Genomic DNA, 17,332 nt, shown 5'->3' on the forward strand with positions numbered 1-17,332 from the left:
TCAGACCGACAGATCCCGTTGAAGACCCGAGGTCAGTCAGAGGGTGGGTCAGGACTGGCGGGAGGTGCTCACCTACATCATCTCTGTCAGCGGGTGATCCAGGAGGCGCCGGCTGGGACGTCGCGGGCTTCGGCGCGGGCCTCTTCCAGCAGGTCCAGGAAGGCCGCGGTGGCGGGTGGCAGGGTGCGGCGGGCGCGGAACACGACGTCGAGCCGGCGTTCGACCACGGGGGCGACCAGTTCCCTGTGCACCACGCGGCCGGGGCCGAGCAGGGGCAGGACCAGAGCAGGCATGGCCGACACGCCGAGCCCGGCCGCGACCAGGCCGCCCACCGTGGCCACGTTGCTCGCCTCCGCCGCCGGTACGGCCCCCGCGCCCGCCCCGGCCTGCGCGAACGCCGCGTCCGTGAGCCGCCGCACGCTGGACTCAGGACCGACCGCCAGGAACGGCGCGGCGGCCAGGTCCTCCCAGGTCAGCTCATCTCGTTCGGCCAGCGGATGCCCCTCGGGCAGGACGGCGCGGAAGCGGTCGCGGAGCAACGGCCGGTGTTCGAGCCGGTCGGAGGCGGCCCCCACGGTGGTCACGGCGAAGTCGGCGTCGCCGGAGAGCACCCGACCCAGCACGGCCCGCTCAAGCCCGTCCATGATCCGTACGCTCACCTCGGGCCGCTCCCGCCGGAACGCCGAAATCAGCCCAGGCAGCAGCACCGCGGCGACGGACGGCAGCGTGGCCATCGCCACCACCCCCGACTCACCGAGCAGGTAGCGCCGCAGCTCCTTCATGCCCGACCGATGGGCGTCCACGATCTGCTCGGCCACCCGCAACGTCTCCACTCCGGCGGCCGTGAGCTGCACGTTCCTGGTGTCGCGCACCAGCAGCCGCACGCCCAGCACGCGTTCGAGGTCCGCGACGGCCCGGCTCAGCGTGGACTGCGAGACGCGCAGGTCCGCCGCGGCGGCCGTGAACCCGGCGGATCGGGCGACGGCGACGTACGCGGCGAGCTGCCGCAGGCTGGCATCCACGGCGTAACTCTTGCGCATGCCGCATGGATAAATCCAGTTTTGATGGTGGACGTGAAACGCCGGCGCTCGGACACTTTCCCCTAACCTCCCGGAAAGGACCCCGATGATCGCGCTCCTGGGTTTTCTCACCATCGGCCTGTTCTTGGTGCTCACCATGACCAAGCGCATCTCGGTCCTCACCGCCCTGGTCCTCGTGCCGGTGGCGGCGGCGCTGATCGGCGGGTTCGCGTCCGACCTGGGTCCTATGATCCTCGACGGGCTCGGCAAGGTGGCGCCGACCGGCATCATGATCGCCTTCGCGGTCCTGTACTTCAGCCTGATGATCGACACCGGCCTGTTCGACCCGCTGATCCGCGGCATCCTGCGCCTGGCCAAGGACGACCCGCTGCGCATCGCGGTCGGCACCGCCGTCATCACGATGTGCGTGGCGCTCGACGGCGACGGCGCCTCCACCTTCCTCATCACCGTCTCGGCGCTGCTGCCCGTCTACCGGCGGCTCGGCATGAGCCCGCTGGTGCTCACCGGCGTCGTCTGCCTGGGCGCGGGCGTCATGAACATGGTCCCGTGGGGCGGCCCGACCGCCCGCGCCATGGCCGTGCTGAAGCTGGACAGCTCGGAGGTGTTCACGCCCGTCCTGCCCGCGATGGTGGCCGGCATCGCGTGGGTGCTGGTGGCGTCGTCCCTGATCGGGCTGCGCGAACGCCGCCGCCTCGGCACGGTCACCCTGCCCGCCGAGCCCGCCGAGCCCGCTGGGCTGTCCGCTGGGCCGTCCGCTGGGCCGCGGCTTGCGGGGGACGGGCCCGGCACCGCGCTCGCGCCCGCCGGCAAGGGATTGACCGCCTTCAACCTGGTGCTGACTCTCGCTCTGCTGGCCTGCCTGGTGCTGCAGGTGATGCCGCTGCCGGTGCTGTTCGTGCTGGGCTTCACCATCGCGGCCGCAGTCAACCTGCCCACCTGGGAGAAGCAGCAGGACCTGCTCGAACGGCACGGCAAGAGCGTCGTCCTGGTCACCACCATGATCTTCGCCGCGGGCGTGTTCACCGGCGTGCTGACCGGCACGAAGATGATCGACGAGATGGCGGCGGCGTTCGTCGGCGTCATCCCCGAGTCGTTCGGCGGCCACCTGCCGGTGCTGGTGGCGCTCACCGGCATGCCGCTCAGCCTCGTCTTCACCCCCGACGCGTACTACTTCGGCGTGCTGCCCGTCCTCGCGCAGACGGCGGGCGGCTTCGGCATCGACTCCGCCGAGATCGCCAGGGCCGCCATCCTCGGCCAGATGACGACCGGCTTCCCGCTCAGCCCGCTCACCGCCGCCACGTTCATCCTCGTCGGCATGAGCGGCGTGCAGCTCGGCCAGCACCAGCGCTTCATCTTCGGCTGGGCGTTCGCGACCACGGCCGTCATGACCGTGGTCGCACTCGCGACCACCGCCATCTCACTGTGAGGAACCCTCCCGCCGGGCCTTCGGCGCGAGGAGTGGGTCCGTGCCGCCCGGCGACCTCGGCCAGGCGGGACAGGGCCGCGAACCGGTCGCCGATCCCCTCACCTCGCGGGGGCCTTCCCGTAGCAGGCCGCCACCGTGGCGAACGCGGCCTTGGGGTCCCAGGGCAGGCCGGGGTACGTGCCGCCGTCGCGGTCCTCGTACACCTTGACCACGCCGAGGCTGGCCAGGTCGAGGTCGTCGCGGGGGTCGCCGCCGGGGCGGTGCGGCAGGTCGGGGAGGGCGAAGGTGTGGACGAAGGCGGCGTCCACACCCTCGGCCTCGAAGATCTCCAGCAGCTCCCGCAGGTACGCGGCCTGCCCGGCCTCGTCGCGCGCGTACTCACCGTCGAGGCGCACGGGTGAGCCGGTGGCCTGGTCGTACTCGATGATCTCCATGCTGCGGGGCGCCACGTCGGGGGCGCCGCGCCAGGTCCCCGTGCCGAACCCGGTGATCGCCACCGGCCTGCCCTGGGCGACGAGGGAGCGCACGCCGTCCTGGAACCGGTCGGCGACCTCGGCCGAGCGGATCAGCTCGATCGTCATGATGTCGAAGAGCGACCAGTCCACGGGCTCGAACGGGATCGCCGCGTACGTGACCTTGCCGCCGAACCGCGCGCGCACCACGGTCGCGGCCTCGGCCAGGAACGCGGCCACTCGCCGGCCCGCCTCCGCGACCAGCTCGCGCCGGTTCATCAGGGCGCCGAGCCGCTCCTGGAGCGTGTCGCCGGGCAGGAAGCCGTGGTCCATCAGGGTCAGCTCGCACCCCGCCACGAACACGACCTCCGCGCCACCCCGCCTGACCCGCTCCGCCCGCTCGGCGCAGTCGGCGAACAGCGCCAGCATCTCCTCGGGCGCCAGCTCCAGCGGGTACGGCGTGAACCACACCTCAAGACCCAGCTCGGCGGCCAGGCCGGCGGCGACCTCCAGCCGCTCGGGATCGCCGCCGACGAGCTGGACGGCGGTGCAGTGCAGGTCGTCCCGGATGATCGTCAGCTCGCGCCGGACCACGGCGGGGTCGAAGGGGCCTGATGCGCGGGTCCCGCCGGTGACGAAGCCGGTGTCGTAACTGATGCCCTTGGCTCGCATGGGCTCGTCCTTTCGCTTGAGAGGCCCTCAGCGTAGGAGCAAATATTGCGTGCACGCAAGTTTGCGTGAGCGCAACTTCTCTGCCACAGTGAGGGGCATGGCGGGGTTGCGGGAGCAGAAGAAGCAGGCCACCCGGCAGGCGCTGCGCGAGGCGGCGCTGCGTCTGGCGCTCGAACGCGGGCTCGACAACGTGCGCGTGGACGACATCGCCGAGGCCGCCGGCGTCTCGCCGAGGACGTACAACAACTACTTCGCCAGCCGCGAGCAGGCGCTCGTCGCCGCCGTCACCGCCGAGCGGGAGACCCGCGTGGCGCAGGCGGTCGCGGCCAGGCCGCCGTCCGTCCGCCTGGCCGAGGCCGTCATCGACGCGATCGTGGAGCAGTACACCGACCCGGGCGAGCACCACGCCGCCGCGCTGCTGATGATCACCACCCGGCCCGCACTCAGGGAGGCGTTCGTGGCGGCTCCTGCCTCGATGGAGCTCCCCCTGGCCGAGGCGATCGCCCCCCGTGTGGCCGGCGAGGACACCGCCAGGGTCCTGGCGGCCGCCGTGGCCGCCGCCGTCCGGGTCGCTCTCGACCGCTGGATGGGCGTCACGTCGGCGGGCGGTCTCGTCATGCCGTCCGGCTCGCTCCCCGATCGGCTCCGCGCCGCCCTCGAGCCCCTCGTCCCGGCCCTGGACGAGGCCGAACGCCGCCGGCGCGATAGGTGACCTCGATCGCAGCGAGCCGCTCACCGTGTCCTATAAGACGTAGTTAGGGGCTCTTGACACGGGATGTCATTGGGAAAGAGACTCTCCGCTAACCGTTTGGCGCGTCGGGTTGACGTGCAGAGAGGGTAGACGCGGCCCAGCGCCGATCAGCCGGTGACGGCGTAGGAGAGACCATGGCCACCCCCACCAGGCCGGCGACGACCGGCACCGCCAAGCGACCGCGCGACGACACGCGATTGGCGCTCCTGTTCATCCTCCCGGCGCTCATCGGCTTCCTGGTCTTCCTGCTCTGGCCCACCCTGCGCGGCATCTACCTGAGCTTCACCAAGTTCAACCTGCTCACGCCCTCCCGGTGGACCGGGCTGGACAACTACGTGCGCATGGTCGAGGACCCGGTGTTCTGGAACGCGCTGGGCGTGACCGTCTACTACGTGGTCGTCAACATCGGCATCCAGACGGTGCTCGCACTGATCATCGCGGTGCTGATGCAGCGGCTGACCCGCAAGACGTGGCTGCGGGGGCTGGTGCTGACGCCCTATCTCGTCTCGAACGTGGTCGCGGCGCTGATCTTCCTGTGGATCCTCGACTACCAGCTCGGCATCGGCAACAAGGTGCTGGAGCTGCTCGGGCTCGACAGGATCGCGTTCCTCGCCGACTCCGCCTGGGTGATCCCGACCGTCGCGCTCATCAACGTCTGGCGGCACGTCGGCTACACCGCCCTGCTGATCTTCGCCGGCCTGCAGACCATCCCCCCGACCCTGTACGAGGCCGGCCGCATGGACGGCGCCTCCGAGCTGCGCATGTTCAGGAGCATCACGCTGCCGCTGCTGCGGCCCGTCACCGCCGTCGTGCTGATCATCAGCGTGGTCGGCTCGTTCCAGGTGTTCGACACCATCGCGATCGCGACCAGGGGCGGCCCGGTCAACTCATCGAAGGTGCTGCAGTACTACATCTACGAGGCCGCGTTCAGCCGCTTCCAGTTCGGCTACGCCTCGGCGATGTCCGTGGCGCTGCTGATCGTCCTGATGATCATCACGTTCCTGCAATACCGGCTCACCCGGGCCGGCAGCTCCGACCTGGCCTAGGGAGAGTGTGACATGGCGACCGTCGTGGCCCCCGCCCCGAGCGACGCCCCCGCCGCCGGCCAGGAGCCGCCGCGCAAACCCCGGCCGGGCATCGGCCGGATCATCGCCTGGACGTTCATGGTCCTGGTGATCATCGGCAGCCTGTTCCCGTTCTACTGGGTGCTGCGCACCGCGCTGTCCGACAACAACGCGCTCTACGCGGGCGGCGACAGCCTGCTGCCCGTGCGCTTCTCGTGGGGCGGCTTCGAGCGCGTCTTCGGCCTGCAGACCGGGCAGGAGGCCATCGACGCGGGCGGATCAGGACAGCCCATCGCGTTCTGGCGCTACCTGCTCAACTCGGTGCTGGTCGCGAGCATGGTCACGGCCGGGCAGGTGTTCTTCTCCTCGATGGCCGCCTACGCCTTCGCCCGGCTGCGCTGGCGCTATCGCGAGCAGGTCTTCGCGGTCTTCCTGGCCGGCCTGATGGTCCCGGCGATCTTCACGCTGCTGCCGAACTTCGTGCTCATCAAGGAACTCGGCCTCATCGACACCGTGCTCGGCATCGCGCTGCCGACGATGCTCATGACCCCGTTCGCGGTGTTCTTCCTGCGGCAGTTCTTCCTCGGCATCTCCCGCGAGGTGGAGGAGGCCGCGCTGGTGGAGGGCGCGTCGAAGACGCGCATCTTCTTCCGGCTCATCCTGCCGATCTCGGCCGCGCCCATCTCGACGCTGTCGATCCTCACCTACATCACCTCCTGGAACGAGTACTTCTGGCCGCTCATGGTCAGCTACACCGACAAGTCGCGCGTGCTCACCGTGGCGCTCGGCGTGTTCAAGTCGCAGAAGCCACAGGCCGGCCCCGACTGGGCGGGCCTGATGGCGGCCACGCTGGTGGCGGCGCTGCCGATGTTGCTGCTCTTCTTCGTCTTCGCCCGCCGCATCGTCAACTCCATCGGCTTCAGCGGGATCAAGTGATGCTCAGAAGAATCCTCCTGTCCGCGCTTCTGCTGTCCACCACCGCCTGCGGCGCGGGCGGCACCGGCGGCGCCAACGGCGCCATCGAGTACTGGCTGTGGGACTCCGCGCAGCAGCCCGGCTACCAGAAGTGCGCCGACGCCTTCGAGAAGCAGAACCCCGGCCTGCGCATCAACATCTCCCAGTACGGCTGGGACGACTACTGGTCCAAGCTGACCGCCAGCTTCATCGCCGACACCGCCCCCGACGTCTTCACCGACCACCTGACCAAGTTCCCCCAGTTCGTGGATCTGCAGGTGCTGCGCCCGCTGGACGACCTCGGCCCGACCAGCGACATCAAGGACTCCGACTACCAGGCCGGGCTGGCCGAGCTGTGGAAGGGCAAGGACGGCAAGCGCTACGGCGCCCCGAAGGACTGGGACACCATCGCGATGTTCTACAACGCCACCGCGCTCAAGGAGGCCGGCATCTCCCCGGAGACGCTCGGCGAGCTGACCTGGAACCCGCGCGACGGCGGCACGTTCGAGAAGACGATCGCGCACCTGACCATCGACCAGAACGGCGTGCGCGGCGACGAGCCAGGCTTCGACAGGACCAAGGTCAAGACGTACGGGCTCGCGGCCAACGGCGCCGGCGGCGACAACTGGGGCCAGACGCAGTGGTCGGCCTTCACCGGCAGCGCCGGCTGGCAGCCCACCGACAGGAACCCCTGGGGCACCCGCTTCAAGCTCGACGACCCGGTGCTGCAGGAAACCCTCGACTGGTACTTCGGGCTGGTGAAGAAGGGGTACATGGCGAGCTACGCGGCGATCGGCGGCAGCAACGCGATCACCGCCGACAAGCAGATCCAGTCGGGCATCGCCGCGATGGGCTTCGACGGCTCGTGGACGATCTCGTCGTTCACCAAGCTCACCGACGCCGACGGCAAGAAGCTGGCCATCGGCGTCGCGCCCAACCCGATCGGGCCGTCGGGGAAGCGGGCCTCGATGTTCAACGGGCTCGCCGACTCCGTCACCACGTTCTCCAAGCAGCCGGAGAACGCCGCCAAGTGGGTCAAGTTCCTGTCCGGCGAGGAGTGCCAGAACATCATCGGCAGCTCCGGCGTGGTCTTCCCCGCCCGGCCCTCGGGGACCGAGCTGGCCATCGAGTACAACAAGAAGGAACGCGGGCTCGACGTGTCGGCCTTCACCGACCACATCGAGAACCACACCACGTTCCCGCTGCCGGTGACCTCCAACGCGGCCGACATCGCGGCGCTCTCCCAGCCCGCCTTCGACGCCGTCTACCTGGGCCAGGCCCCCGCCAGCTCGCTCACCCACCTCAACGACCAGCTGAACGAGCTGTTCAAGGTGGCCGGCTGACCCGCGTGCGGCGCTAGGCCGCCGGGCGGGTCAGCTCGGGCGCCTGGCGGCCCGCCCGGGGCGGCTGCACGAGCACCGGCGCGTCCGACACCACCACGACGGTGTACGCCGGCCCCGGCGCCATGGTTTCCGCCTCGTCGCTCAGATCCTCCACCGTGGCCGACCGCGTGCGCCGGGGCGGGATGGTCAGCCGGATCGGGCCGCGCGGCCGGTCGCCCTCCGCGCACAGCGTCACCTCGACGTGGGCGAGGCCGGGGCTGAGATTGAGCAGGCTCAGCCGGTCTCCCGGCCGGCATCCGTCGGTGATCGTCATCTTCCAGCTTCCCGCCATGGTGCTCATGCGTGCTCCTGTCCTCCTGCTGCGGCAGGAGAGCCGCTACCCAGGCGCGGCCCGAACTATCACCCCCGTCGCATGAGCCGGGCGGCACGCGGGCCGAGGACCTCATGCGACCCGCCTGACCAGGGCGGACGTCTTCTGACGGGAAGGACCTCACGCCGCACGAGAGCCGCCGTACTGCACGAGCACAGCGCGCCGCCGCGTTACGGCGAGTTCGACGACCCGCGCCCGTCTGGGGACGCCGTCGTCGTCGACGTCGAGGCGAGCGGCCTGGCCGCGTAGCCGGCCCTGGAATGGCGCGCCGGCCTGCGGCCGGGGGAGACGTCCTCGTGCTGGGCGCGACCGGTACGATGAGCCGGCGACCACCGCGAGCGTCAGTCGTTGCCGGAGCCCGGCTCCGACAGGTGACGGTGGGCCTTGGCCTTGGCCGTCTCCGGCATGAGCTTGGCGGCGCCGGCCATCACCTTGTTCTTGGGAGAACCGGCCACCACGTGGTCCTTGCCGCTCATCAGCGCCTCGTACGCCTGCTCGGCCACCCGCGCCGGGTCGTCCTTCTTCGAGCTGCCGAGCCGGGTGTCCTCGAGACCGGCGCGTTCGAAGAACTCCGTCTCGGTGGGCCCGGGCATCAGCGCGGTCACCGTGACGCCATGGTCCTTCAGCTCCTCGCGCAGCGCCTCGGAGAACGACAGCAGGAACGCCTTCGACGCCGCGTACGTGGCCTCGAAGGGCCCCGGCTGGGTGGCGGCGATCGACGAGGTGAACAGCACCCGCCCCTGCCCCCGCGCCGCCATGTCGCGTACGCACAGCTTGGCCAGGTGGACCGCGGACCGCACGTTCAGGTCGACCAGGCGCAGGTCGGCGGCGAGTTCCGTGTCGGCGAACGGCCCGCCGACCCCGACCCCCGCGTTGATCGCGAGCACCTGGAGCGGACGGCCGTCGTCCACGACGGCCGCGTAGAGCCGTTCGACGCCGTTGTGCGTGGCGAGATCGGCCTGTACGCCCTGCACGGACGCCCCCGGCCGGCGCAGCTCTGAGGCCGTGTCGGCGATGCCGGGATCCTCGGCGTTGATGATCAGGTCGAAGCCGTGGCCGGCGAACTGCCTGGCCAGCTCGTACCCGATGCCGCTGGACGCCCCGGTGACCAGCGCGAGCGGCCGGCCCGCGTCAACGCTCATGATGACGGATCCTCTCGTGCGTGCTCTGGCACCGCCTGCCCAGCACGGGGACTCTCACGCCTCTCGACAGCCGGGCCCGCACCAGCCGCGCGGCGACGACGGCGCCGCAGGCCCCCGCGAGCAGCGCGGCCACGACAGCCGGAGCCGGTGCGCGGCGCCCGGTCATGCTTCCCGTGATGACGGCGGCGGTCTCGGCGGCGGCCTGCCGATCGAGCCCCTGTGCGCGCTCGTCCTCGCCCTGATGAAGTGTCATCCCATGACCCCCTTCGTTACGCGTTCGACAGCTCGCCATACCCGGGACCGGGCCGGGTTAGCGGACCGCGCAGGCTGGGTAGCTGCGGTGGCTCGCGAACGGGAGGCGACATGACTTCACAGGTGGCGGAGATGCTCTCCGCGTATCCGCAGGACCTCGGCCGCGTCGACCAGGACAGGCTCATCAGGTGCATCGAGCAGTGCATGAGCTGCGCCCAGGCGTGTACGGCGTGCGCCGACGCCTGCCTGAGCGAGCCCGAGGTCGCGGAGCTGGCCAAGTGCGTCCGCAGCGACCTCGACTGCGCCGACCTGTGCGAGGCGACGGCCCGGGTGCTGTCACGGCACACCGGCTACGACGCCAACCTGACCAGGGCCGTCCTGGAGGCGTGCGCCCAGGCGTGCAAGGCGTGCGGGGACGAGTGCGCCCGCCACGACCACCACCCGCACTGCGTGACGTGCGCCCAGGCGTGCCGCGACTGCGAGCAGGCGTGCCGGGAGCTGATGGCCGCCCTGGGGTGAGTGCGGCTCAGAAGTGCTGGGGCAGGGCGTCGTCGGGGCCGAAGCGCATGAACAGCTCCAGCCGCGACCGCCCGCCGGGATGGTCGAGCACCACGCGGTCGCAGATTCGCTGGATGACGAGCAGGCCCAGGCCGCGACGAGGCGGCCAGGGCGGGGTGCGTTGGAGGTGTTCGTGGGTTAAGGAGCCGCGCTCGTCCACGACGTGCACGGTGATGCCGTCGAGGTCGCGGCGGGCGCTCACCGTGCCCGCAGCCTGGGCGTGTTCGAGCACGTTGCTGGCCGCCTCGCTGACCGCGAGGACGAGCGCCTCCGTGCGGTGCTTGCTCAGGCCGGCCTTCAGGGCGAACGTGCCCACCAGCTCGCGGAGCAGGGCGAGATTGTCGTCGATCGGTACCTGCAGGCCGTAGGACTCGCCCATGGTCACCGCCTGATCCATCCCATCGGCCGCTCTTGTGATAAGTGCACTGCACAAAATCCTAAGCGGGGTCGTACGGCGGTCGTTCCGCCTATTTACGGAGAGTTCTCCGGTGAGCGCGCCTGGCCAGAGCCGCCGGACAGGGTGCGCCGCTGTCCGGCCTTCCGCACGCGAGTGGTGCCGGTGTCCAGAACGCTGCCGTCGGCGCCGAGCGGCGTCAGCTCGGGCACCGGGTCGCCGTGCTGATCCACCAGCGTGGAGTGGGCCTCGCCCGGCTCGAAGGCGTGGCGTTCGCCCCACTGCCGCAGGGTGACGATGACGGGGAAGAGGTCGCGGCCCGCGTCGGTGAGCACATATTCCTGGCGGCGTCCCGACGGCGCCGCGCGCCGCGCGAGCAGCCCGTGAGCGGTCAGCCTGCGCAGGCGGTCGGTGAGGATGTTGCGGGCGATGCCCGTGCGGCGCTGGAACTCGGTGAACGATCGCGCCCCGTCCATCGCGTCCCTGATGACGAGCAGGCTCCACCGGTCGCCGACCAGGTCGAGCGTGCGGGCGACGGGGCAGCTCGGGTCGGTCCAGCCGGGGTCCGTGGCGCTCATGTCACCTTCCTATCGGTTGCTTATTGAAACCATTATGCCCTACGGTCGGTATTGGTTTCGATATGCAACCGATCGGGGGGATGGCGATGGACGGGTGGCGGCGGGCGCTGCTCGCGGTGGTGTGCGGCGTCGCGGTGGCGGGCGTCTACGCCGCCCAGCCGGTGCTGGAGCAGATGGGACGCGACCTCGGCGTGCCGGCGGAGCGCGCCGGGTGGATCGTCGCCATCGGCCAGATCGGTTATCTCGCCGGGCTGGTGCTGCTGGTGCCGCTCGGCGACGTGCTCGACAGGCGCCGGCTCATCGCCGCGCACCTGGTGCTCACCGGCGCCGGCACGGCCCTGACTTCTCTGGCGCAGGCCGGGTGGGTGGCGTTCGCCGGGCTCGCGACGGCCGGTCTGTTCGCGGTCGTGGTGCAGACCACGGTGGCGTACGTGGCCGCGGTCGCACCGCCCGCCGAACGCGGACGCAGCATCGGCGTCGTCACCTCGGGCGTGGTGGCCGGCATCCTCGGCGCGCGGGTCGTGACCGGCGTGCTCGCCGAGATGTGGGGCTGGCGCGGCGTCTACGCCGCACTCGCGGCACTCTCACTCATCCTCGCCGCCCTCGTCCTCACCGCCCTCCCACCCGACGACCGCCCGCGCCGGGGCGTGGCCACGGGGCGGCTCCGCCGGGGCGCGGTCGTGACGCGGGTGCCGTTCGGGGAGCGGCTGTTCCTGACGCGGGGGCTCATCACGTTCTTTCTGTTCGCCTCGTTCGGCACGTTGTGGAGTGGGCTGGCCCTGCCGCTGGCGGGGGACCCCTGGCGGCTGGAGGAGAGCCAGATCGGGATGTTCGGCGTCGCCGGGCTCGCCGGCGCCCTGGGCGCGGCCCGGGCGGGACGCTGGGCCGACGCGGGACGCGCCGCGCCCGTCACCGGCATCGCACTAGCCCTGCTCATCGGTTCGTGGGCGGCGATCGGCCAGCTGCGCTGGTCGCTGTGGCTGGTCATCGCCGGGATCGTGGTGCTGGACTTCGCCGTCCAGGTGGTCCACGTGAGCAACCAGCACCGGCTCACCGCCGCGTACCCCGGCAGGACCAGCGGCGTCGTCGGCGGCTACATGATCTTCTACTCGCTCGGCTCCGCACTCGGCGCGGCCACGACCACCGCCGTCTTCGCCGCCCACGGCTGGACGGGCGCCAGCCTCCTCGGTGCCGGCTTCGCGGCCTGTGCGCTGGCCGTCTGGGCGGCCGATCGCCGCCTCGTACCGGAAAGAGCACGTTCCCAGAAGACACCATCGACGGTGCGCGGCCGCGGCCTAGGATGAGGGAACCTGGGTAGCCGCTGAGGCTCCGAACGGCCACCACGCAAACGACGCCGGCGTCGGCGACCTCGACGGCGACGGCCGGGCCGAAGCGGCCATGAAGACCGCCGACGGCACCGTGGACGAGCGCGGCACGGTGGTCGGCAACGCGAGCGCGGATCACCGGAACGTCGGGCCCTGAGTACTCACTAGCACCTGACGATGTTCAACGGCCAGGCCGGCGCCGCGATGTCCACCGTGAACCACGACGCCGCCCAGGCCCGACGTGTACGTACGCTGAGCCGCTACGACGCCTCGCCGCCCACCGCGGCAGGGGTGGTGCGGCGGGTGTCGACGGCGGAGGCGAGGAAGGCGGCACAGGCGACGAACGCGAGCACGACCAGCATCGCCGGCCGCAGCCCCCAGTGGTCGCCGAGGAAGCCGAGACCGGGCGGCCCGACGAGGAAGGCCACGTAGCCGATGGTGGCGACCAGGCTGACGCGGGCGGTCTCGTCGGGCCCGGTCTCGCCCGCCGCTGACAGCGCGACGGGGAAGCCGAGCGACGCGCCGAGCCCCCAGAACAGCACCGCGGCCCCGGCCAGCACCGCGCTGTCGGAGAAGATCACCAGCAGCAGGCCGACCGCGCCCGACACGGCGCTCGCGCGGACCACGAGGGTGCGGCCGAACCTGTCGAGCACGTACGTGCCGCAGAACCGGCCGATCGTCATCGCGGCGGCGAACCCCGTGTAGACGAGCGACCCGGACGCGGCGTCCACGCCGTGCCCGTCCACCATGAGCAGCGGCAGCCAGTCGTTGGCCGCGCCCTCGGCCAGCGCCATCGCGAGCACGATCGCGCCGATCATGAGCAGCTTGGCGTCCTTCCACAGCTTCGGCCGCTCGCGGGGCCCGCCGTCCTGAGCGGCGGCGCGGCCGGTGCCGGCGGGGATGGCGCGGACGGCGTACAGCATCAGCACCACGGCGATGACCGTGACGGCGGCCAGGTGCCAGTGCACCGGCAGCCGGGCGGCGGTGGCCGCGATGCCGGCCCCGGCGCCGGCCACCGTGCCCAGGCTGAAGCAGCCGTGCAGCATGGGCATGGTGGTCCGGCCGGTGGCGCGCTCGATGTCGGTGGCGTCGACGTTCACCGCGACCTCGCCGGCGCCCACCCCCATCCCGAACGTGAACAGCCCTGCCACCACCAGCGGCACCGACGACAGGAGGGCGCCGCCGCTCAGCATGGCCAGCGCGGCGACGAGCAGGGCGGTGCCCGCTGCGATGACCGGGCGGGTGCCGAAGCGGGAGGTGAGCCGCCCCGAGCAGAGGATGCCCGCCATCGAGCCCAGCGACAGCCCGAACAGGATCCACCCCATCTCGCCGGTGGAGGCCTCCAGCCGGTCACGGAGGTCGGGGGTGCGGGTCACCCACGACGACAGGGCGATGCCGGGGAGGAAGAAGAGCAGGAAGAGGGCCTGCCGGCGCCGGCGGGTGGCGAGGTTCATGCAGCGGGGTCTCCTGTCCGTGGCCGGGGGTACCCCTGCATGCTAAGGGTGATCTCTTTGGACAATTCGGGCAGGGTGGTCAGGAGGGTGCCGGACTCCCCGTACAGCTCGCTGGTAGGCGAGCAGCTTGTCGGCGACCTCCTGAGCGCTGTCTTGATGCCGATCTCGACCGTCGTTCTCCTTGGCTCTGGGCTCCGGTCATCGTGCTGTGACCTGCTTGCGCAAGCAATTACCCCAGGAGATTCCGCTGGTGGTCGCTTGGGCCGGTGGCGGGGCTCCTTGGTTGAGCTTTGCTGTGCAGGCAGGCAAGCGCGGCTGGCGCGGCCGTAGGCGGGCCGATACGGTGCTCCCCATGGCGACGGAGAGGTTGTCAGAGCTCGAGGACGCGGTGTGGCGGGGGTTCCTGGTCACCCACGACCGCATCTGGCGCGAGATCGAGGCCGGGCTCGCGCCCCTCGGGGTGAGCATGGCCGAATACAGCGTGCTCGCGCTGCTCGGCGAGGCGGGCCGCAAGGGCATGCGCATGTCGGAGCTGGCCCAGCAGCGGCTGATGTCGAGCGGCGGGTTCACCCGGCTCGCCGACCGGCTGGAGCGGCGCGGCCTCATCGAGCGGCGGCGCTCGGCCGACGACGGGCGCGGCTTCGAGGTCTACCTGACCAAGGAGGGCCGCGCCCTGATGCGCAAGGCGTGGCGCCGCCAGCACAGCGACCTGCGCCGGCTCTTCTTCGACCGGCTCAGCGACGACGACCTCGAAACCCTCGCCGCCATCTGGGCCCGCCTCACCCCGCCAGACGACGCCCGGTAACGCCGACGGGGGAACATTCGTCCAATACGCCGCCACCCGGCCGTCGCCACAGTGGCGGCATGACTGTTTCCGACAGCGGGCCGCGCATGCAGAGCGGCCCCACCAGCGAGAGACATGCGCCGTCACAGGACGACGGCTCCAGCGAGAGCTATGCGCCGTCACAGGACGACGGCACCACCGGGAGCCGCACGCTGTCGCTGGACGACGGTGACCTCCACGTCTGCCAGGACGGCCCGCGCGACGCGCCCGCGCTCCTGCTCGTCCACGGCTCGGCCTCCTCGCTCCGCTCGTGGGACGCGATGGTCCCGCTGCTGGCGGGGCGGCACCACGTCATCAGGATCGACCTGCTCGGACACGGCAGGTCGGGCAAGCCGGACGACCGTAGCTACGCGACGCCCGACCAGGCCCGCCGCGTCGGCGAGGCACTCGACCGGCTCGGCATCGAGCACGCCGTCGTGGCCGGCCACTCCAGCGGCGGCGTGGTGGCCACGGCCCTCGCCGAGCTGCGGCCCGGCCTGGTGGACGCGCTCGCACTCATCAACACGGGCCCGAGCCTGGAGGCGTACATCCCGCAGGAGCCCCTGCCCCTGGACCCGTCGCGATGGCCGCCGACCGACGACCAGATCCTCCGCTTCGGCCGCACCGCCTTCAGCCGTCCCGACTTCGAGGTGCCCCAGGAGCTCGTGGACGAGGTACGCCTGATGACCTTCCACACCCTCACCACCACGATGCGCGAGACCACCGAGTACTTGAAGGAGCGGGCTCTGCCCGACCGCTTGGCGGGCCTGGGCAAGCCGCTGCTGGTGCTGTTCGGCGCGGACGACGGCAGATGGCGCCCGTCCTCCGCCGCCGGCTACCGGAAGGTGCCGGGCGTGACGGTCGAGCTGCTGCCCGGCCTCGGACACACCCCCATCCTGGAGGACCCCCAGCGCACCGCCGCCCTCCTGCTGGACTTCACCACACGGAGGCGCTGAGAGGCATAACGCGCGCCTGCCGGGCAGGAGGACGGAGGCGACCGGCCACGCCGCCGGTCACGAGGGGGACCGACCGTCCGAAGGCTAGGAGGAGACACATGAATCCGTCAGGCCAGGAGACCGGCAAGGTCACCGGCACCCAGGACAAGGACTACAACCTCATCTGGTTCGTCGAGCAGTGCCTGAGCAACGTGCTGCGGCTGGAGAACTACATCGCCGACGCCGAGCGTACGGGCGACGACGAGCTGGCCGGCTTCTTCCGCCGCGCCCAGGCCGAGAGCCACAAAGGCGCCGAGCAGGCCAAGGAACTGCTCCGCAAACGCTTGGTCGCCTGACACCCCGCAGACGCCCCCGGCCGCGCCCGGGGGCGTCCGCATGCCGGCGCCCGCGAGCAGGAGGTCACGCTCGGCGTCCCCACGCGTGCTTCCCGGCCATGCACTTCAGCATGGCCGATGAGTTTCCGGGGCGTCGCCGGTCCGTACGGGCATGACGACTTTCGCTCTCATCCACGGCGGCGGTGGCAGCGCGTACGACTGGCACCTGCTCGAACCCGAGCTGCGTGCCCGGGGACACGACACCGTCGCGATCGACCTGCCCATGTCAGACCCCGACGCCGACCTGTGGACCTACGCCGACGCCGTGGTCGAGGCGGTCGGGGAGCGGCGGCCGCCGGTCGTGGTGGCGCACTCGTGGGGCGGGTTCGTGGGGCCGCTGGTCTGCGCCCGCGTACAGGCGGCGGCCCTGGTGATGGTGACCGCCATGATCCCCAGCCCGGGAGAGACGCCCGACGACTGGTGGGAGCGCAGCGGCAGGCCGCCGTCCGGCACCGAGGACGAGTACGAGCTCTACTGGCACGACGTCCCCAAGGAGCTGGCCGACCGGGTGATCGCCCACGACGCGGCGGTGTCCGAGCACATGAGCATGGACCGGGCCGTCGCGCAGCCGTGGCCGCTGGCCGCCTGGCCGGACGTCCCCACCAGGTACGTCCTGTGCCGCGACGACCGCCTCTTCACCCCCGAGTTCGTCCGCCGGCACGTCAAGGAACGGCTCGGCATCGTCCCCGACGAGCTGCCGGGCAGCCACATGGTGATGGTGTCCCGGCAGCGCGAGCTGGCCGACTATCTGGCGCGGGTCATTTGAGCGGGTCGTGGCCCCAGTTCATCAGCGAGTAGCGCCACTTGGTCTCCTTGACGTCCCCCGAGGGCCGCTGCGCCAGGTGCCGGTGAACGTAGCCGACCACCTTGCGCATGTGCGCGTAGTCGTCATCCGTCAGGTCGGACTTCTTGGCGCGCAGCAGCTGGACGATCCGCCGGCCCGACTCGTGGCCGGTGGACTCGCCGCCGCCGTCCTTCTGGCCGACCGCCTTGGAGTCGTCGCTGTCCAGCCAGTGCTCCAGCTCCTTGGCGGTCATGTTCACCGCCTCGCCGAACTCCTTCGCGACCGTCTCGTGGTCCTCGCTCACCGCGACCCCTTGCCCTTGCGCAGCGCCGACGGCTTGTGCACCGCCTTCTTGCCGCTCTTCTCGCTGCGAACGACGTACTGGGGCTCGTCGGGCGAGGCCGCGACCGTGCGGCCCGCCTCCTCCTGCCTGCTGGTGACCTTCTTCTCGACCTTGCCGTGGGCGGTGGAGCCGTGGCTCTTCCAGGTGACCTCGTCGCCTACGGACGGCTCCTGCTTCCGCTTCTTCGTCATGAGCTGCGCCCTACCCGACCAGACCCGCGCAGGCCCCACGGCGGGCACGGATACCGCCAAGGCGAGGTCAAACCCCCTCAGGGCCG

Annotated in this window: 22 protein-coding genes and 1 pseudogene; 13 read left to right on the forward strand and 10 right to left on the reverse strand. The window is 71.2% G+C overall.

The features are described from left to right. Positions 1–86: 86 nt before the first annotated feature. Positions 87–1,040 carry a LysR substrate-binding domain-containing protein gene (locus ABZW11_RS41045; protein ID WP_355430130.1) on the reverse strand — a complete coding sequence of 318 codons (954 nt, stop codon included), beginning with the start codon at positions 1,038–1,040 and terminating at the stop codon, positions 87–89. 85 nt (positions 1,041–1,125) lie between these two features. Here ABZW11_RS41045 and ABZW11_RS41050 point away from each other — a divergent pair, with 85 nt between their 5' ends. Next, positions 1,126–2,466: a citrate:proton symporter gene (locus ABZW11_RS41050; RefSeq protein WP_355430133.1), complete on the forward strand. Its 1,341-nt coding sequence runs from the start codon at positions 1,126–1,128 to the stop codon at positions 2,464–2,466. 98 nt (positions 2,467–2,564) lie between these two features. Here the strand turns inward: ABZW11_RS41050 and ABZW11_RS41055 are convergent, their stop codons facing one another. Next, a complete protein-coding gene (locus tag ABZW11_RS41055; RefSeq protein WP_355430135.1) occupies positions 2,565–3,590 on the reverse strand; it encodes a hypothetical protein in 1,026 nt (341 codons plus the stop codon). Positions 3,591–3,687: 97 nt separating this feature from the next. Here ABZW11_RS41055 and ABZW11_RS41060 point away from each other — a divergent pair, with 97 nt between their 5' ends. The 4 genes from ABZW11_RS41060 to ABZW11_RS41075 all read left to right on the forward strand — a co-directional run bounded on the left by ABZW11_RS41060 (position 3,688) and on the right by ABZW11_RS41075 (position 7,702). After that, positions 3,688–4,302 (forward strand): helix-turn-helix domain-containing protein, encoded by a 615-nt coding sequence (locus ABZW11_RS41060; RefSeq protein WP_355430138.1) that lies wholly within the window; start codon positions 3,688–3,690, stop codon positions 4,300–4,302. Positions 4,303–4,475: 173 nt separating this feature from the next. Further along, positions 4,476–5,387, forward strand: coding sequence for a sugar ABC transporter permease (locus ABZW11_RS41065; protein WP_355430141.1), 912 nt, complete (start codon positions 4,476–4,478; stop codon positions 5,385–5,387). A 12-nt stretch (positions 5,388–5,399) separates the two neighbouring features. After that, a complete protein-coding gene (locus ABZW11_RS41070; RefSeq protein ID WP_355430144.1) occupies positions 5,400–6,341 on the forward strand; it encodes a carbohydrate ABC transporter permease in 942 nt (313 codons plus the stop codon). Beyond that, positions 6,341–7,702 (forward strand): sugar ABC transporter substrate-binding protein, encoded by a 1,362-nt coding sequence (locus ABZW11_RS41075; RefSeq protein WP_355430146.1) that lies wholly within the window; start codon positions 6,341–6,343, stop codon positions 7,700–7,702. Before ABZW11_RS41070 ends, ABZW11_RS41075 begins: the two co-directional genes overlap by 1 nt. 13 nt (positions 7,703–7,715) lie before the next feature. Here ABZW11_RS41075 and ABZW11_RS41080 read toward each other — a convergent pair whose 3' ends face one another. Continuing rightward, positions 7,716–8,042: a sensory rhodopsin transducer gene (locus ABZW11_RS41080; RefSeq protein WP_355430148.1), complete on the reverse strand. Its 327-nt coding sequence runs from the start codon at positions 8,040–8,042 to the stop codon at positions 7,716–7,718. A gap of 72 nt (positions 8,043–8,114) precedes the next feature. Here ABZW11_RS41080 and ABZW11_RS41085 point away from each other — a divergent pair, with 72 nt between their 5' ends. After that, on the forward strand, positions 8,115–8,321 hold the full coding sequence (locus ABZW11_RS41085; RefSeq protein ID WP_355430151.1) for a hypothetical protein: 207 nt from the start codon (positions 8,115–8,117) through the stop codon (positions 8,319–8,321). Between the two features lie 92 nt (positions 8,322–8,413). Here ABZW11_RS41085 and ABZW11_RS41090 read toward each other — a convergent pair whose 3' ends face one another. Further along, positions 8,414–9,214, reverse strand: a complete 801-nt coding sequence (locus ABZW11_RS41090; RefSeq protein ID WP_355430154.1) for an SDR family NAD(P)-dependent oxidoreductase — start codon at positions 9,212–9,214, stop codon at positions 8,414–8,416. Next, a complete protein-coding gene (locus tag ABZW11_RS41095) occupies positions 9,204–9,467 on the reverse strand; it encodes a hypothetical protein (RefSeq protein ID WP_355430156.1) in 264 nt (87 codons plus the stop codon). The genes ABZW11_RS41090 and ABZW11_RS41095 overlap by 11 nt, the downstream gene beginning before the upstream one ends. 110 nt (positions 9,468–9,577) lie before the next feature. Here ABZW11_RS41095 and ABZW11_RS41100 point away from each other — a divergent pair, with 110 nt between their 5' ends. After that, complete coding sequence (locus tag ABZW11_RS41100; protein WP_355430158.1) at positions 9,578–9,985, forward strand: four-helix bundle copper-binding protein; 408 nt, start codon at positions 9,578–9,580, stop codon at positions 9,983–9,985. A gap of 7 nt (positions 9,986–9,992) precedes the next feature. Here ABZW11_RS41100 and ABZW11_RS41105 read toward each other — a convergent pair whose 3' ends face one another. Then, complete coding sequence (locus ABZW11_RS41105; RefSeq protein WP_355430220.1) at positions 9,993–10,403, reverse strand: ATP-binding protein; 411 nt, start codon at positions 10,401–10,403, stop codon at positions 9,993–9,995. A 92-nt stretch (positions 10,404–10,495) separates the two neighbouring features. After that, complete coding sequence (locus ABZW11_RS41110; protein WP_355430161.1) at positions 10,496–10,996, reverse strand: helix-turn-helix domain-containing protein; 501 nt, start codon at positions 10,994–10,996, stop codon at positions 10,496–10,498. A 62-nt stretch (positions 10,997–11,058) separates the two neighbouring features. Between ABZW11_RS41110 and ABZW11_RS41115 the strand changes: the two genes are divergently transcribed. Together ABZW11_RS41115 and ABZW11_RS41120 are read left to right on the forward strand one after the other, a co-directional pair. Further along, complete coding sequence (locus ABZW11_RS41115) at positions 11,059–12,300, forward strand: MFS transporter (protein WP_355430164.1); 1,242 nt, start codon at positions 11,059–11,061, stop codon at positions 12,298–12,300. An 88-nt stretch (positions 12,301–12,388) separates the two neighbouring features. After that, positions 12,389–12,478 (forward strand): annotated as a pseudogene (locus ABZW11_RS41120) (hypothetical protein); the annotation flags it as partial. A 103-nt stretch (positions 12,479–12,581) separates the two neighbouring features. Here ABZW11_RS41120 and ABZW11_RS41125 read toward each other — a convergent pair. Continuing rightward, positions 12,582–13,775, reverse strand: a complete 1,194-nt coding sequence (locus ABZW11_RS41125) for an MFS transporter (protein ID WP_355430166.1) — start codon at positions 13,773–13,775, stop codon at positions 12,582–12,584. A gap of 352 nt (positions 13,776–14,127) precedes the next feature. Here ABZW11_RS41125 and ABZW11_RS41130 point away from each other — a divergent pair, with 352 nt between their 5' ends. The 4 genes from ABZW11_RS41130 to ABZW11_RS41145 all read left to right on the forward strand — a co-directional run bounded on the left by ABZW11_RS41130 (position 14,128) and on the right by ABZW11_RS41145 (position 16,694). Continuing rightward, positions 14,128–14,580 (forward strand): MarR family transcriptional regulator, encoded by a 453-nt coding sequence (locus ABZW11_RS41130; RefSeq protein WP_355430169.1) that lies wholly within the window; start codon positions 14,128–14,130, stop codon positions 14,578–14,580. Positions 14,581–14,639: 59 nt separating this feature from the next. Then, on the forward strand, positions 14,640–15,554 hold the full coding sequence (locus ABZW11_RS41135; RefSeq protein WP_355430172.1) for an alpha/beta hydrolase: 915 nt from the start codon (positions 14,640–14,642) through the stop codon (positions 15,552–15,554). 98 nt (positions 15,555–15,652) lie between these two features. Beyond that, positions 15,653–15,889, forward strand: coding sequence for a hypothetical protein (locus ABZW11_RS41140; RefSeq protein ID WP_345385315.1), 237 nt, complete (start codon positions 15,653–15,655; stop codon positions 15,887–15,889). 151 nt (positions 15,890–16,040) lie between these two features. Then, the gene (locus ABZW11_RS41145) at positions 16,041–16,694 is read left to right on the forward strand and encodes an alpha/beta hydrolase (protein ID WP_355430176.1); all 654 of its coding nucleotides are present in this window, start codon (positions 16,041–16,043) and stop codon (positions 16,692–16,694) included. On the opposite strand, the gene ABZW11_RS41150 is transcribed toward ABZW11_RS41145, so the two are convergent. Together ABZW11_RS41150 and ABZW11_RS41155 are read right to left on the reverse strand one after the other, a co-directional pair. Next, entirely contained in the window at positions 16,687–17,016 is a 330-nt protein-coding gene (locus ABZW11_RS41150; protein WP_355430179.1) for a DUF3140 domain-containing protein, read from the reverse strand. The two genes, ABZW11_RS41145 and ABZW11_RS41150, sit on opposite strands and share 8 nt — an antisense overlap. Beyond that, positions 17,013–17,246: a DUF2945 domain-containing protein gene (locus ABZW11_RS41155; protein WP_355430182.1), complete on the reverse strand. Its 234-nt coding sequence runs from the start codon at positions 17,244–17,246 to the stop codon at positions 17,013–17,015. The genes ABZW11_RS41150 and ABZW11_RS41155 overlap by 4 nt, the downstream gene beginning before the upstream one ends. Positions 17,247–17,332 lie beyond the last annotated feature (86 nt).

Origin of the sequence: Nonomuraea sp. NPDC004580 (assembly GCF_040609855.1) — a bacterium.
GTDB classification, from domain to species: domain Bacteria; phylum Actinomycetota; class Actinomycetes; order Streptosporangiales; family Streptosporangiaceae; genus Nonomuraea; species Nonomuraea salmonea.